This is a genomic window from Ruegeria arenilitoris (genome assembly GCF_013031355.1).
In the GTDB taxonomy this organism is placed as follows: Bacteria; Pseudomonadota; Alphaproteobacteria; order Rhodobacterales; family Rhodobacteraceae; genus Ruegeria; species Ruegeria arenilitoris_C.
Window position 1 is genome coordinate 467,428 of sequence record NZ_WPZO01000003.1, and the last position, 15,731, is coordinate 483,158.

Sequence of the window (15,731 nt, forward strand, 5' to 3'; positions counted from 1 at the left end):
ACAGCCTAGCCGCGCAAAAACGTTGTGGCAACAAATGGCTGGCTCAGATTTCCTCGACGTCGGTGACGCCGTCCAGCGACTTGATCGCGCCCTTGATCTGCGGATTGATCGGGAAGTCCTGCCCCAGATCCATCTCGACATCGCCGGGCAGGCCCGGGTCCATCAAAAAGATATGGATCGGCCCTTTTGATGCCCGCTTGGCTGCACTGGCCGCATCCTCAAGCACTTTGGCGACGGTCGCCAGCACTCCCGGCTGATCCACGAAAATCCGCAGCCCGGTCGCGCCAGCCTCGGCCACAACGGTATCCACCGGCCCGACCGAGCGGCCCAGCAGTTTCAGTTGATCGGATTCCATCGTCGCCTCGGCGGTCAAAACCACCTGCGCACCGGTTTCCAGAAACTCGCGCGATTTCTCCAACGTTTCCGAGAACAGAGTGACCTCGTAGGCCCCTGTCGGGTCCGAAAGCTGGGCAAAGGCGAACCGGTTGCCGCGTGCGGATTTCCGTTCCTGCCGCCCGGCCACGACGCCCGCCATCTTGGCGATGAACGGACCCGAACGCGCCTTTTCGGTCACTTCGTCAAGTGTCAGCACCTGCTTGCGTTTGAGCGCGGGCATATAGTCGTCCAGCGGGTGGCCGGAAAGGTAAAAGCCGATGGCCTTGTATTCTTCGCTCAGACGTTCGGCAGGCAGCCAGTCGGGCGTGGGCGACAGGCGCGGTTCAGGAAGATCGTCACCTGCCTCTCCAAACAGCGATACCTGGTTCGAGTTCTTCTGATCGTGGATCGCTGCCGAATACTGCACCAACGGATCGAGGCTTTCGAAGACACGGCGGCGGTTCTTGTCGAGTTGATCGAACGCCCCGGCCCGGGCCAGCATTTCCAACGGGCGCTTGCCGACCTTCTTCAGATCGACCCGACGGGCGAAATCGAACAAGTTGACGTACGGTTTGTCGCCGCGCCCCTCGACCACAAGGTTCATCGCCTCGACACCGACGTTTTTCAATGCGCCCAGCGCATAGACCAGACGGCCTTCGACCACGTCAAACGTCGCCAGAGAGCGGTTCACACAGGGCGGCACATAGGGCAGCTCCAGCCCCTTGCGGACCTCTTCAAAATAAACGGCCAGCTTGTCGGTCAGGTGGATATCGCAGTTCATGACCCCCGCCATGAACTCGACCGGGTGGTTCGCCTTCAGCCAGCCGGTTTGATAGCTGACCACTGCATAGGCAGCCGCGTGGGACTTGTTGAAACCGTAGTTGGCGAACTTTTCAAGCAGGTCGAAAACCTCGCTGGCCTTCTTGGCATCCACGCCATTCTCACCCGCGCCCTTTTCGAATTTCGGGCGCTCGGCGTCCATCGCCTCTTTGATCTTCTTACCCATCGCGCGGCGCAACAGGTCGGCGCCACCAAGCGAATACCCAGCCATGACCTGAGCGATCTGCATCACCTGTTCCTGGTAAACGATGATACCCTGCGTTTCCTCAAGGATATGATCGATCAGCGGGTGAACCGAGGTGATCTCGCGCTGGCCGTTCTTGACCTCACAATAGGTCGGGATGTTCTCCATCGGGCCGGGGCGATACAGCGCCACGAGCGCCACGATATCCTCAATACAAGTCGGCTTCATGCGCTTGAGCGCATCCATCATGCCCGAGGATTCCACTTGGAACACCGCAACCGTTTTGGCCGCAGAATAAAGCTTGTATGTCGCCTCATCATCCAACGGGATGGCGTTGATCTGGTTCTCGGCCCCCTCAGCAGGTTCATAAAGTTCGGTACCATCGGCTGCCACATGCAGAGGTCGACCGGACTTGAAGATGATGTCCATCGCGTTCTGGATCACGGTCAGGGTTTTCAGACCCAGAAAGTCGAACTTCACCAGCCCGGCCTGTTCGACCCATTTCATATTGAACTGGGTTGCGGGCATATCGGACCGCGGGTCCTGATAGAGCGGCACCAGCGTGTCCAAAGGACGATCCCCGATCACCACCCCCGCCGCGTGGGTCGAGGCGTTTCGCAGCAGCCCTTCGACCTGCTGACCGTAGGTGAGCAGGCGGTCAACAACCTCTTCATTGCGCGCCTCTTCGCGCAGGCGCGGTTCGTCTTTCAACGCCTTTTCGATGGAGACGGGTTTGACGCCCTCGACCGGGATCATCTTCGACAGGCGATCCACCTGCCCGTAGGGCATTTGCAGCACCCGCCCGATATCGCGCACGGCGGCCTTTGACAGCAAAGCACCGAAGGTGATGATCTGCCCCACCTTGTCGCGCCCGTATTTATGCTGCACGTAGCGGATCACCTCTTCGCGGCGATCCATGCAGAAGTCGATGTCGAAGTCGGGCATCGAGACCCGTTCCGGGTTCAGGAACCGTTCGAACAGCAAGGAATAGCGCAGCGGATCAAGGTCGGTGATCGTCAGCGCGTAAGCCACAAGCGAACCCGCACCCGAGCCCCGCCCCGGCCCAACCGGGATGTCGTGATCCTTGGCCCATTGGATAAAGTCAGCAACGATCAGGAAGTAGCCGGGAAAGCCCATCCCTTCGATAATCCCCAACTCGAAATCCAGCCGCTCCTGATACTCCTCGGGTGTTACCGCATGGGGGATCACGGCCAGACGTTTTTGCAAACCTTCGTTCGCGATACGACGCAGTTCGGCGACCTCGTCATCCGCAAATTTCGGCAGGATCGGGTCGCGGCGATAGGCCATGAAAGCGCAGCGTTTGGCGATCTCGACGGTATTCTCAATCGCCTCAGGCAGATCGGCGAACAGGGTCACCATCTCTTGCTGTGACTTGAAGTAGTGTTGCGCGGTCAGGCGACGGCGGCCCTCCTGCTGGTCAACATAGGCACCCTCAGCGATACAGATCAGCGCGTCATGCGCCTCGTACATGTCCGTCGTCGGGAAATAGACGTCGTTCGTAGCAACCAATGGCAGGTTTTTGGCATAGGCCATCTCGACATGACCACGCTCGGTCAGACGTTCGGCCTCAGGCTGACCGTCTTCACCCGGATGGCGCTGAAGTTCGATGTAAAGGCGATCCGGGAACATCCCCGCCAGCCGATCCACCAAAGCCTCGGCCGCCGGGCGCTGCCCTTGCTGCAGCAGCATTCCAACCGGCCCATCCGGCCCACCCGTCAAACAGATCAAACCGTCCGAACGATCCGCAAGTTCCTCCACCGTGACCTGCGGCAGTTGCCCGCCCTTGTCCACATAGAGGCACGAGCTCAGCTTCATCAGGTTCTCATAGCCCACCTCGGACTGCGCAAGCAGCACCAGCGGTGCGGGCGCTTTGGGTTTCTCGCCGGGTTGTGCCTGCAGATAGGTCAGGTCCACCTGACAGCCCATGATCGGCTGTACTCCGGCCCCGCTGGCGGTGACCGAGAATTCCAAAGCCGAGAACATCGAATTGGTGTCTGTCACCGCGACCGCGGGCATCTCCATCTTCTCGCAAAGAGCGGGCAGCTTTTTCAGCCGCACGGCGCCTTCCAGCAGGGAATATTCGGTGTGAACGCGGAGGTGAATGAATCGAGGAGTACTGCTCATACCGCCTACGCTATCCCAGCCAGAGGCCCGGCAAAAGCGGGAACCGACGCTTTGGAATGCCTAAAAAATCAGCTGGGATTATTCGGCTTTTTCAGAAGGTGCTTCGGGATTGACTGGACGCCGTCTGCAAAAAGCGCTTTATTTACAAGCGACTGCCTTTTAAACAAACGCGACATTCACACGCTGTGCCGGTCTAATGGTGCATAATATAGGCAGTTTTTCTTGCCAGAGAACCTGCCCTGTTTCTAACATCTAATGGCAAGCTATCCGCCCGCCACTCTTTCTACGTCGCATCGAAGGAGGGCACCAAAGGGCGCAACCGGGTAAGGCGACGGGTTTCTCGAATGAATATCACGTTTCTTCTGAACGGAGAGACCGTGGAGCTGGCAGATGTCGATCCGACAGCGACCCTGCTGGATTGGCTGCGCGAGGATCGCGGCCTGACAGGCACCAAGGAAGGCTGCAACGAAGGCGATTGCGGGGCCTGCACCGTCATGGTGACGGATGAGGGCGGCGCCAAAGCGCTGAACTCGTGCATCCTGTTCCTACCGCAATTGCATGGCAAAGCAGTCCGCACCGTAGAAGGGGCAAGCGGCCCGGACGGCGAGGCGCACCCAGTGCAACAGGCGATGGTGGACTTGCACGGCTCGCAATGCGGCTTCTGCACGCCCGGTTTTGTCATGTCGATGGTCGCCAGCCATGCGAACGGCGCGACGGACCACGACACCCAGCTTGCTGGTAACCTGTGCCGCTGCACCGGATACGCGCCGATCATTCGCGCCGCGAAAGCAGCAGAAGAACACCCCGTGCCGGTTTGGGTCAAAGACAAACCGGTCGCTGTGAAGGCATCGCCGATGGTGCCCGGCTCGTCCGACGAGTTGGCGACGGTTTACGCCGATAACCCGGATGCCACTCTGGTCGCCGGAGCGACCGATGTGGGGCTTTGGGTCACCAAGCAGCTGCGCGATCTGGACCCGGTGATCTTCCTCAACCGCTGCGAGGACCTGAAACAGATCACCATAACCAAGGACGAAGTCCGTTTCGGCGCGATGGTCGATATGAATCGCATGGGCGAAGCGTTGGCCGACCTGCACCCCTCTTACGCGGAAATGATCCGCCGTTACGCCAGTGTTCAGGTCCGCCACGCGGCCACCGTGGGCGGCAACATCGCCAATGGCTCCCCTATCGGAGATAACCCGCCCGCCCTGATCGCGTTGGACGCCACCCTGCATCTGCGTAAGGATGAAGCACGCCGGTCTATTCCTTTGGAGGAGTTCTTCCTCGACTATGGCAAGCAAGACCGCGCACCGGGTGAGTTCGTCGAAGCCGTCAGTTTCCCCCGTCAAGCGGATCGCTTGAAAGCCTACAAACTCAGCAAACGGTTCGATCAGGATATCTCGGCTGTCTGCGGATGTTTCAATATTACCGTTTCGGACGGCACCGTCACGCAAGCGCGCATCGCGTTCGGCGGCATGGCCGGCATCCCGAAACGGGCAACCCATGTCGAGGCCGCACTGATCGGCAAACCTTGGACGCGCGCAACCATTGACGCTGCGCTACCAGCATTTGCCGACGACTATTCACCACTCACGGACATGCGCGCCTCGGCCACTTATCGTCTGGAAACCGCCAAGGCGATGCTTGAGAGGTATTACCTTGAGGATCAGGGCGAAGTGACCAATGTGCTGGAGGTGTCGGCATGAGCGTGACCAAACCCCTGCCCCACGACGCAGCGCCTCTTCATGTGTCCGGTTCGGCGCGATACGTGGACGACATTCCGACGCCCAAGGGCTCTCTGCATTTAGCCTTTGGCCTCAGCCCGATTGCCAAAGGCAAGATCACCGCGATGGACCTGTCGGCCGTGAAGGCCACTGAGGGCGTAGTGATGGTGATTACGGCGGATGACCTGCCTTTCGCTAATGACGTCTCGCCCTCGATCCATGATGAGCCGCTGCTGTCGGACGGCACCGTTCACTATATCGGTCAGCCGGTGTTTCTGGTCGTCGCCACCAGTCATCTGGCCGCCCGCAAGGCCGCCCGTCTGGGCAAAGTCGACTATGCCGAAGAAACACCCATTCTGACCGTTGAAGAGGCGCTGGCCGCCGACAGCCGGTTCGAGGACGGCCCCCGCATCTATGCCAAGGGTGACGCGGACGCGGCTATCGCCAACGCGACCCATGTGATCGAAGGCTCCTTTGAACTTGGCGGGCAGGAACATTTCTATCTGGAAGGTCAGGCCGCCCTCGCCGTGCCGAATGAAGGCGCGGACATGCTGGTGCACAGCTCGACCCAGCACCCGACCGAAATTCAGCACAAGGTGGCCGACGCTTTGGGCGTGCCCATGCACGCGGTCCGGGTTGAGACCCGCCGTATGGGTGGCGGCTTTGGCGGCAAGGAAAGTCAGGGGAACGCTCTGGCCGTGGCATGTGCAGTGGCCGCACGGACGACCGGCAAGGCCTGCAAGATGCGCTATGACCGGGACGATGACATGATCATCACCGGCAAGCGCCATGCGTTCCGCATCTCGTACAAGGCCGGATTTGATGAGCATGGCTATATTCAAGGCGTCTCGTTCCTGCACCACGCCATCTGCGGTTGGGCGCAGGACCTGTCCCTACCCGTAGCCGACCGCGCGATGCTGCATTCGGACAACGCCTATCTGTTGCCCAATGCGCGGATCGAAAGTCACCGGCTGAAGACGAACACCCAATCCGCCACCGCCTATCGTGGGTTCGGAGGCCCGCAGGGCATGGTCGGGATCGAACGGGTGATGGATCACGCAGCCTACGTATTGGGACTGGACCCGGTCGAGCTGCGCCGACGGAATTACTATGAACCCGCGCACAAGGTGGCGGAGGTAGAACCGACAGAGAAACCACTGGGTCACCCCGACCCGCATGAGGACCTGACCAGCCGGGGCGCGGTTGAAACCGGAAGCGCACCAGTGCGCCCTCTGCCCGCTGGCGGCAACACCACACCCTATGGTATGGAGGTTGGCGATTTCGAGCTGCATGGCATGACCGAAGCGTTGCTGAAATCCAGCGAATACGCTGCACGCAAGGCTGCCATTGAGAAATGGAACTCCGAAAACAGCGTGATCAAGAAGGGCATCGCCTTTTCTCCGGTCAAGTTCGGGATTTCCTTCACGCTGACCCACCTCAACCAGGCGGGTGCGCTGGTGCATGTGTATCAGGACGGATCGGTCCACCTGAACCACGGTGGCACCGAAATGGGTCAGGGGCTGTTCCAGAAGGTTGCACAGGTCGCCGCGTCGCGCTTTGGCATCCCGCTGGAAATGGTGAAGATCACCGCCACCGACACGGCCAAGGTGCCGAACACCTCGGCCACAGCGGCATCCTCTGGCAGTGACCTGAACGGAATGGCCGTGAAAGCGGCCTGCGACACGATCCGCGACCGAATGGCCGAGTATCTGGCCGAGCGGCATCAGGCCGATCCGTCGACAGTCACCTTCTCTGACGGCCAGGTTTCGATTGGCGAGGAAAGCTACACCTTCGCCGAAGCCGCCGCGCTGGCCTATCAGGGACGCATAAGCCTGTCGGCAACCGGCTTCTATAAAACGCCAAAAATTGAATGGGACCGGATCGCAGGACGTGGACGTCCATTCTTCTACTTCGCCTACGGAGCTTCGATCACCGAGGTTGCCGTGGACACTCTGACCGGCGAAAACCGCATCTTGCGCACCGATATCCTGCATGACGCAGGCGCGTCGCTGAACCCGGCGCTGGACATCGGACAAGTCGAAGGTGGTTACGTGCAAGGCGCGGGCTGGCTGACGACCGAGGAACTGGTCTGGGACGGCAAGGGCAATCTGCGCACACACGCGCCCTCGACCTACAAGATCCCGGCCTGTTCGGACCGACCCGACATCTTCAACGTCTCGCTGTGGGATGGAAAAAATTGCGAGGACACGATCTATCGCTCGAAGGCTGTGGGTGAGCCGCCATTCATGCTGGGTATCTCAGCCTGGTTGGCGCTGTCCAACGCGGTGGCCGCCTGTGGCGACAGCTACCCGGCACTGGATGCACCCGCCACAGCCGAGGAAATCTGGCACGGCGTCCAAAGGGTAAAGGGAGGAACCTGATGGGATTTGATCGAGAGGCTTTGAGGGAGGCGGTCAAAACCCACGGGAAAGTCACCCGGGTGGTCATCGCTGCGATCAAGGGGTCATCCCCGCGCGAGGTCGGTGCTGCAATGCTGGTTTGGGAGGACGGGCAAAGCGGTACAATCGGTGGCGGCACACTGGAGTTTCAGGCGGCTGAGGCCGCCCGGGCGCAGACGATGCCAACCCGCCTGACACAACACGCGCTTGGCCCGGACATGGGCCAGTGCTGCGGCGGCGCGGTATCATTGCTGAGTGAGGTCTATGACCAAGCGTCCGAAGACGCGCTGGACGATATCGTGATCGCACGGTCTCCGTCGGGTGGCGACATGCCCCTGTCGGTCAAACGTCTGCTGGCGGCCGCGCGCGGTCAGGGGATTGCCCCCGAACCGCAACTGATCGACGGCTGGATGATTGAGCCGGTACACAAACCCACCCGCAATCTGTGGATCTGGGGCGCAGGTCATGTGGGCCGCGCGTTGGTAGACGTTCTGTCCCCCCTGCCCGACATCGCGATCACCTGGGTCGACACCGGGCCCGAGCGCTTTCCGGCCTCGGTTCCATCAGGTGTCACCGCAGTTCCAGCCGCAAAACCGGCCGAGCTGGTGCGCCATGCACCAGCCAACGCCGAGCATCTTGTGCTGACTTATTCACACAATCTGGATTTAGAGCTGTGCAACCGGCTGCTTTCGCACGATTTCCGCTTTGCTGGCCTGATCGGCTCGGCTACCAAATGGGCGCGATTCCGGTCACGGCTGGCCGCCCTCGGACATTCGCCCGAGCGGATCAGCCGGATCACCTGTCCAATCGGTGATCCCGACTTGGGCAAACACCCGCAGATGATCGCCGTTGGCGTCGCAGCGCAACTCTTGCGCCCGGCCCGACAGAACGAGTTGAAGAAGGACCTGAGCGCGTGACCACTCCACTTTTAAGCTTGCAAGGGCTGACCAAAGCCTATCCCGGCGTTGTGGCCAATGATCAGGTGTCCTTTGACATCGGTGAAGGCGAAGTTCACGCCCTGCTGGGTGAAAACGGCGCAGGTAAATCCACGCTGGTGAAAATGATCTATGGGCTGGTGAAACCCGACAGCGGCACGATGCTGCTGCGCGGGCAGCCCTTTGCACCGCCCGAACCCCGTGCTGCACGGGCTGACGGGATCGCGATGGTGTTCCAGCACTTCTCGCTTTTCGATGCGTTAAACGTGGCCGAAAACATCGCGCTGGGGATGGAGAACCCGCCTCCGATGGGTGATCTGGCTTCGCGTATCCGCGAAGTGTCCGAGACCTACGGCCTGCCGCTGGACCCCTTCCGCACTGTTGGCGACTTGTCCGCAGGTGAGCGTCAACGGGTCGAGATCATTCGCTGTCTGCTGCAGGACCCCAAGCTATTGATCATGGATGAACCGACCTCGGTTCTGACCCCGCAAGAGGTCGACATCCTATTCGAAACGCTGAATAAATTGCGCTCCGAGGGCACCTCGATCCTGTATATCTCGCACAAGCTGGAGGAAATCCGGACCCTGTGCGACCACGCCACGATCCTGCGTCTGGGCAAAAATGTGGGTGAATGTGTTCCGTCCGAAACCTCGGCTCGCGACATGGCCGAGATGATGGTGGGCTCGACGCTGCAAACACCAGAGCGTTCGGGTCGCGAGTTCGGTGAGGTCGCGCTGGATGTCAGCGGGTTGTCGGTGCCCTCACCGTCGGAGTTCGGCACGGCCTTACGCAATGTTCACATGAGAGTCCGCAAGGGTGAGGTTCTAGGGATCGGTGGCGTCGCCGGTAACGGGCAAGACGAATTGTTGGGCGTGCTGTCAGGCGAAATCCTGACAACTGCCGATGCGATCAAATTCAACGGTCAGAAGATCGGCAAGCTTGGCCCTACCGCTCGGCGGAAGCTGGGCGTGCTGACCGCGCCCGAGGAACGGCTGGGTCATGCGGCGGCCCCGGATATGAGCCTGACCGAAAACGCCCTGCTGACCGGATCAGTTCGTGAAGGTCTGGAAAGCAACGGCTTCCTCAAATGGGCCGAGACCAAGAGCTTTGCCGAAAAGATCATCAGCGCCTTCGACGTACGCACGCCGGGGCCGGAGAACGCAGCGCGCTCGCTGTCGGGCGGCAACCTGCAAAAATTCGTGATCGGTCGCGAAGTCCTGCAGAACCCGGACATTCTGGTGGTGAACCAACCGACATGGGGTGTGGATGCGGCGGCGGCAGCCTCGATCCGGCAGGCCATTCTGGATCTGGCGGCCAAAGGTACGGCGGTCATCTGCATCAGCCAGGACTTAGACGAATTGATGGAAATCTCGGACAGCTTCGCGGCCCTGAACGAAGGCCGCCTGAGCGCCCCGCGCCCGACCACGGGCCTGACGGTCGATGAAATCGGTCTGATGATGGGTGGCGCGCACGGCATGGAGGTGGCCCATGTCTGACACAATACAAGAAATGAAAACGGGGGTGTGAGCAGATGATAGTGTTGGAGAAACGGCCACAGCCGTCCAAGGCGTGGTCTTATGCCACCCCTCTGGTCGCGGTACTGGCAACGATGGTGTTTGGCGGCGTTCTGTTCGCCATTCTTGGCAAAAACCCGGTCGAGGCCATCGGAACCATTTTCTGGGAACCTCTGTTCGGTGAGTTCGCGTTTTATTACCGCCCGCAATTGCTGGTAAAGGGCGCGCCACTGGTGTTGATCGCCATCGGCCTGTCGTTGGGCTTCCGAGCGGGCATCTGGAATATTGGGGCTGAGGGTCAGTACATCATGGGCGCGATTTTCGGCGCGGGGGCAGGTCTCGCCTTCTATCCGCTGGATGCGTTCTACATCTTTCCGATCATGGTGATCGCAGGGGCGTTCGGCGGCTGGCTATGGGCGATGATCCCGGCTTTCCTCAAGGTTCGCTTTGGCACCAACGAGATCCTCGTCTCGCTGATGCTGGTCTATGTGGCCGAGCAGATGCTGGCCTCGGTCTCGCTTGGTCTGCTGAAGAACCCTGAGGGGTTCGGCTTTCCCGGCTCGCGCAACCTGCAATCTTATGACAGTGCCCACAACGCCGAGCTGATCGCCGGATCGGGGATGCACTGGGGCGTCGTGACCGCGCTGATCGCGGTGATCTTTGCCTATGTCCTGCTGAACCGGCACATGCTGGGCTTCCACATCCGCCTGACCGGTGAAGCACCCCGCGCGGCCAAGTTCGCAGGTGTGAACCCTGCGCGTCTGATCCTGTTCTGCCTCGGCCTGTCCGGCGCGCTTGCGGGCCTCGCAGGTATGTTCGAAGTCTCCGGCCCTTCGGGCGTGGTCAGCATCGACTTTAACGTCGGCTACGGCTTTACCGCGATCATCGTGGCCTTTCTGGGCCGCCTGCATCCGGTGGGTATCCTGCTGGCCGGTGGCCTGATGGCGCTGACCTATATCGGCGGTGAAATCGCGCAGTCTCAGCTGGGTCTGCCCGCCGCGGCCATTCAGGTGTTCCAGGGAATGCTGTTGTTCTTCCTGCTGGCATTCGACCTTCTGACAAACTACCGCATCCGTGCGGCCCGTAGCGAGGTGGCGTAACCATGGACCTTGGTGAAATTAATCCCGTACTTCTGGTCGCCTCGCTTATGGTGGCCGCAACCCCCCTGCTGTTGGCCGCGATCGGAGAGTTGGTCGTCGAAAAGGCAGGCGTTCTGAACCTCGGCGTTGAGGGTATGATGATCGTCGGCGCAATCAGCGGATTTGCGATCTCGGTCGAGACCGGCTCGCCCTGGCTGGGCTTTGTCGCGGCGGCCATTGGTGGCGCGGTGCTATCCCTGCTGTTCGTGCTGCTGACGCAGTTTGCACTGGCCAATCAGGTCGCCAGTGGCCTTGCCCTGACCCTGTTCGGGCTCGGATTCAGTGCGCTCATGGGGCAAAGCTATGTGGGCGTCAAACCGCCCGACATGGGCGAAATCCACATCCCCGTGATCAGCGATATCCCGGTGATCGGCCCGATCCTGTTCCAGCATGACCCGATCCTCTATGTCGGCATCGCTCTGACGGCCGCTGTCTGGGCCACACTGAAATACACCCGCGTCGGCCTGATCCTGCGTGCGGTGGGCGAAAACCACGATGCTGCGCACGCGCTTGGCTATAAGGTCATCAAAATCCGCATCATGGCGATCCTGTTCGGTGGAGCCTGCGCGGGCCTTGGTGGGGCTTACATCAGCCTGATCCGCGTCCCCCAATGGACCGAGGGCATGACTGCCGGTGTCGGCTGGATCGCTCTGGCCTTGGTGGTGTTCGCCAGCTGGAAGCCGTGGCGGGCCCTGCTGGGTGCATATTTGTTCGGCGGTATCACCGTGTTGCAGCTTAATTTGCAGGCAGCGGGCGTTGCCATTCCAGTCGAGTATCTGGCAATGTCGCCCTATATCATCACGATCCTTGTGCTTGTGATCCTTTCGGCCGACAAGAGCAGCGCACCTGCCGCACTAGGCCGGACCTTCCATGCCTCGCACTAGGGGCCAACTGAACCAACTTGGGGAGTAACACATGAAAATCACTACACTTCTGGCAAGCGCTGCCATGGCGCTTGGTCTGGCCTCGGGGGCCATGGCCGAAGACAAAACTAAGGTCGGCTTCGTCTATGTCGGCCCGGTTGGTGACGGCGGCTGGACCTATGAACACAACAAGGGCCGTCTGGCCGTTGAAGAGCACTTTGGCGACAACGTCGAAACCGTATTCGTCGAATCCGTTCCGGAAGGCCCGGACGCAGAACGCGTGATGACCCAGATGGCGCTGGAAGGCGCAGACCTGATCTTCACCACGTCGTTCGGCTACATGGACCCGACCATCAACGTCGCCAAGAAATTCCCTAACGTGAAATTCGAGCACGCGACCGGCTATAAAACCGCCGACAACGTCTCGGTCTATTCGGCCCGCTTCTACGAAGGTCGCGCCGTTCAGGGTCACATCGCGGGCAAGATGACCAAGTCGAACATCATCGGCTATATCGGGTCCTACCCGATCCCCGAAGTGATCCGTGGCATCAACTCGGCCTATATCCACGCCAAGAAAGTGAACCCGGATGTCGAGTTCAAGATCGTCTGGGCCTACACTTGGTTCGACCCAGCCAAAGAAGCTGACGCCGCCACGGTTCTGATCGAACAGGGCGCGGACGTGATCCTGCAGCACACCGACTCGACCGCACCGCAAGCGGCCGCGCAAGAAGCGGGCAACGTGGTGACCTTCGGTCAGGCTTCGGACATGAGCGAATACGCTCCGTTCCCGCGCGTGTCGTCGATCATCGACAACTGGGCGCCCTACTACATCGCGCGCACCCAGGCCGTCATGGATGGTTCGTGGGCAACCGTGAACACCTGGGACGGCATCAAGGAAGGCATGGTTGAGATCGGCGAGATTTCGGACGCAGTTCCGGCTGACGTCAAGGAAGAGGCACTGGCCCTCAAAGCTGCCATGGCTGCCGGTGAATACCACCCCTTCACAGGTCCGCTGAAAAAGCAGGGCGGCAGCGACTGGCTGGGCGAGGGCGAAACCGCCGATGACGGCACACTGGCGGGCATGAACTTCTATGTCGAAGGACTGGAAGGCGAAATCCCGCAGTAAACTGCCAATCACCGAGACTTAGAAGGGCCAGCCTTTTGGCGGGCCCTTTTTTATTGCCCTTGATTAAGAGGCCAACAGGGCAGAGACGCACGAGGTTACTAAGTTCAACCCTTCGCTTGCGCGTGCCCGGTAACCTCCGTGGATTGCTGGTCGCTGATCAGTCGCCACCACAAGCACTCTCGCCCAAAAGGCGACTAAGTGCGCCCCTTTTCGCCGAATTTGGCGGGAAATGGCACCTGTGCAATCCTAGCGGAGTATTTAACAAAAGTGATCATTTGGGTTGAGATTATGGAGCCCGCCCCACAATACACATTGAACGATCCGAACAGTTTTACTGAGATGGAATTCAAGCTCAAAGACCTGAAAGCCGGTGGGTTCGACCCCAGAGGCCGAGAGGTTCTAGACATCCTCTGGGCAGTCAATGAGTTCAAAATCTACAAGACGCGCTCCGGTATTTCTCCGTTCTTTTGCGATGACCCGGAGCAGGCACGGCACCAAAAAATGGCGTATCTGAAACTGGGGTCCGGAATTGCCGAGTTCAATCACCTCATCCAAATCCTGACACGGTTCCGCGCGTGGCGTTCGGAACGGCCTATGCCCGCCAGAAAAGCAGAGAACCTAGTTTTCTACGAACGCGAACTGGCCAGGTGCATTGCGCAGGCCCTTCTGGGCCAGGAAGAAACTGCGAAGACATCGCTTGACGGGCTTCGCGACCGGTTGGCATCCCGGCTCAGCAATCGGGGGCGTGTCATACATCTTTTTGTGAATATCGTCATGGTTGTGCTGATAATTTTTGGGAGCTTCTTGCTGGCTTGCCTGGGAGCTTTTTCCGCTTTTGAATTCGACTCAGAGGAGATCAGACTTGCTTTGGTGATGGGCAGCATCGGCGCGCTGTTCTCGACCACCGTCAGACTGCAAAGCATGAAGGTGGACCCAGGCGTTGTTTGGTATATGCATTTGGTCTATGCGTTTCAGCGTGTCGCTGTCGGGGCTCTTGGTGCTTTGATCCTGTATTTCGGAATAAAGGCCGGAATTCTGCAGGGTTTGTTCTCTGGCTCGGGTGCCTCAGGGCAAACCGAGATTATACCTGCCCCCTACTGGCTGTCATTTGTCTGCATTCTGGCCGGGTTCAGCGAACGGCTGGTGCCGAACCTGCTGGAAGCAAAGAGCAATGAGGCAATCAGCTCACAGGACGAAACCAAATGAAAACGCCCCGCTAAGGCGAGGCGTTTTCGTCGTTTCTGCTGGCAGAAGGATCAATGCCCGGTCAGAACCAGCGTGTTCACCGGCATCAGGATCAGGCGCAGGCGAAGGCCTGCTGCGTGGACCACACCGATCGTGTCGATCACGTGCAGGGTCGCGGATTGCCAAAATCCCAGATCCTCGTGCTCCAGCCGTTCGTGATTGTCGGTATAGACATTGGCCAGACAGTTGCTGCCCGGCGGGATGTCATCGGCCATGCCTTTATAGAGCGGCTCCATATACACCAGGATCGACCCAGGGTTATTGTTGGCCTGCACATCCCGCAGCTCATCCGTGGGGCGGATTTGCCCAGATGGAATCACGTCCTGAACCTCGACTACGACCATCGGGATTACGGTGAAGGGCTTGGTCATGCAGCCCAGCTCGCCGACCATACCTGGTTTGATGACCTGCGCCGACATCTGGTTGAATGCGGCCTGGAACCGGTCATGGCCCGAACTTGACGGAACCAGAATGCCGGCCGGGCGCAATAGCGGGCTGACATAGTCACCGACCTGCAGGCCGAATTGTTCAACCCGGCCCGTTACACCAGCGCTGATCACGGTCTTGTCCAGCTCGGTCAACGCGGCATCTAGTTGCGCATTGGCGCTGACCAGTTGCGCGGGAATCAACTCCTCGATCTGTTGAACGACAGCGGCACGCTGCGCCTCTGCAGCCCTCAGTTGCGCTTCACGTTCCGCCACCAGGTTTTCCAGTCGGTCAATCTCGGCCAGTCTTACGGCGCTGGACCCTTCGTCGCGCAGTGTGGTGTTGCGCTCCAAATCCTCAAGCGACTGATCCAGCGAGGCGCGAGCCCCAGCAATCCCGGCTTCGGCTTCGGCCAGATCGGTTTCCGCCACTTTCAACGAGGCCTGAACTTGTGCGATCTGGGCATGGGCAGCCTCGACCATGGCGGTCTGGGTGAAATCCTCGATCCGAAAGATCGGCTGGCCTGCCACGACCTGCTGGTTGTTGGAGACATACACCTCGGACACACGGCCACCCAGTTGCGGCAGGATGGTCACCGTCCGGAAATAGGATGCCGCGGTCTTACTGGCCGGGTGGAAATAAAACAGAGTGGTGATCACCGTCAGCGCCAGAATGGCACAGGTGGTCAGGCCCCAGCGCAGCTCGTACCACATGGTAAACAGCGTGATTTCATGACCGATCCGTTTGCCTTGAACAAAGCGGCGGAACAGATAGTCGGGCAGCACCGTTACCAGCGCGCACATCAAAGTCTCAAGCATA

10 protein-coding genes are annotated in these 15,731 nt (G+C 59.9%); 8 read left to right on the forward strand and 2 right to left on the reverse strand.

Annotation, left to right across the window (positions count from 1 at the left end; genetic code table 11):
- Positions 1–43 precede the first annotated feature (43 nt).
- Positions 44–3,544: a DNA polymerase III subunit alpha gene (gene dnaE, locus GOX63_RS10875; RefSeq protein ID WP_170545714.1), complete on the reverse strand. Its 3,501-nt coding sequence runs from the start codon at positions 3,542–3,544 to the stop codon at positions 44–46.
- A 344-nt stretch (positions 3,545–3,888) separates the two neighbouring features.
- Between dnaE and xdhA the strand changes: the two genes are divergently transcribed.
- The 8 genes from xdhA to GOX63_RS10915 all read left to right on the forward strand — a co-directional run bounded on the left by xdhA (position 3,889) and on the right by GOX63_RS10915 (position 14,447).
- Positions 3,889–5,247 (forward strand): xanthine dehydrogenase small subunit, encoded by a 1,359-nt coding sequence (gene xdhA / locus GOX63_RS10880; RefSeq protein WP_170325986.1) that lies wholly within the window; start codon positions 3,889–3,891, stop codon positions 5,245–5,247.
- Positions 5,244–7,646, forward strand: a complete 2,403-nt coding sequence (gene xdhB, locus GOX63_RS10885) for a xanthine dehydrogenase molybdopterin binding subunit (RefSeq protein WP_170325987.1) — start codon at positions 5,244–5,246, stop codon at positions 7,644–7,646. The genes xdhA and xdhB overlap by 4 nt, the downstream gene beginning before the upstream one ends.
- Positions 7,646–8,581, forward strand: coding sequence for a xanthine dehydrogenase accessory protein XdhC (gene xdhC / locus GOX63_RS10890; RefSeq protein ID WP_170325988.1), 936 nt, complete (start codon positions 7,646–7,648; stop codon positions 8,579–8,581). Before xdhB ends, xdhC begins: the two co-directional genes overlap by 1 nt.
- Positions 8,578–10,095, forward strand: coding sequence for an ABC transporter ATP-binding protein (locus GOX63_RS10895; protein WP_170325989.1), 1,518 nt, complete (start codon positions 8,578–8,580; stop codon positions 10,093–10,095). The genes xdhC and GOX63_RS10895 overlap by 4 nt, the downstream gene beginning before the upstream one ends.
- Positions 10,096–10,130: 35 nt before the next feature.
- On the forward strand, positions 10,131–11,213 hold the full coding sequence (locus GOX63_RS10900; RefSeq protein ID WP_170325990.1) for an ABC transporter permease: 1,083 nt from the start codon (positions 10,131–10,133) through the stop codon (positions 11,211–11,213).
- Positions 11,214–11,215: 2 nt separating this feature from the next.
- Positions 11,216–12,136 carry an ABC transporter permease gene (locus GOX63_RS10905; RefSeq protein WP_170325991.1) on the forward strand — a complete coding sequence of 307 codons (921 nt, stop codon included), beginning with the start codon at positions 11,216–11,218 and terminating at the stop codon, positions 12,134–12,136.
- 31 nt (positions 12,137–12,167) lie between these two features.
- Entirely contained in the window at positions 12,168–13,241 is a 1,074-nt protein-coding gene (locus GOX63_RS10910) for a BMP family ABC transporter substrate-binding protein (RefSeq protein WP_170325992.1), read from the forward strand.
- Positions 13,242–13,508: 267 nt separating this feature from the next.
- Entirely contained in the window at positions 13,509–14,447 is a 939-nt protein-coding gene (locus tag GOX63_RS10915; RefSeq protein WP_170325993.1) for a hypothetical protein, read from the forward strand.
- A gap of 50 nt (positions 14,448–14,497) precedes the next feature.
- On the opposite strand, the gene GOX63_RS10920 is transcribed toward GOX63_RS10915, so the two are convergent.
- Positions 14,498–15,730: an HlyD family secretion protein gene (locus tag GOX63_RS10920; RefSeq protein WP_170325994.1), complete on the reverse strand. Its 1,233-nt coding sequence runs from the start codon at positions 15,728–15,730 to the stop codon at positions 14,498–14,500.
- Position 15,731 lies beyond the last annotated feature (1 nt).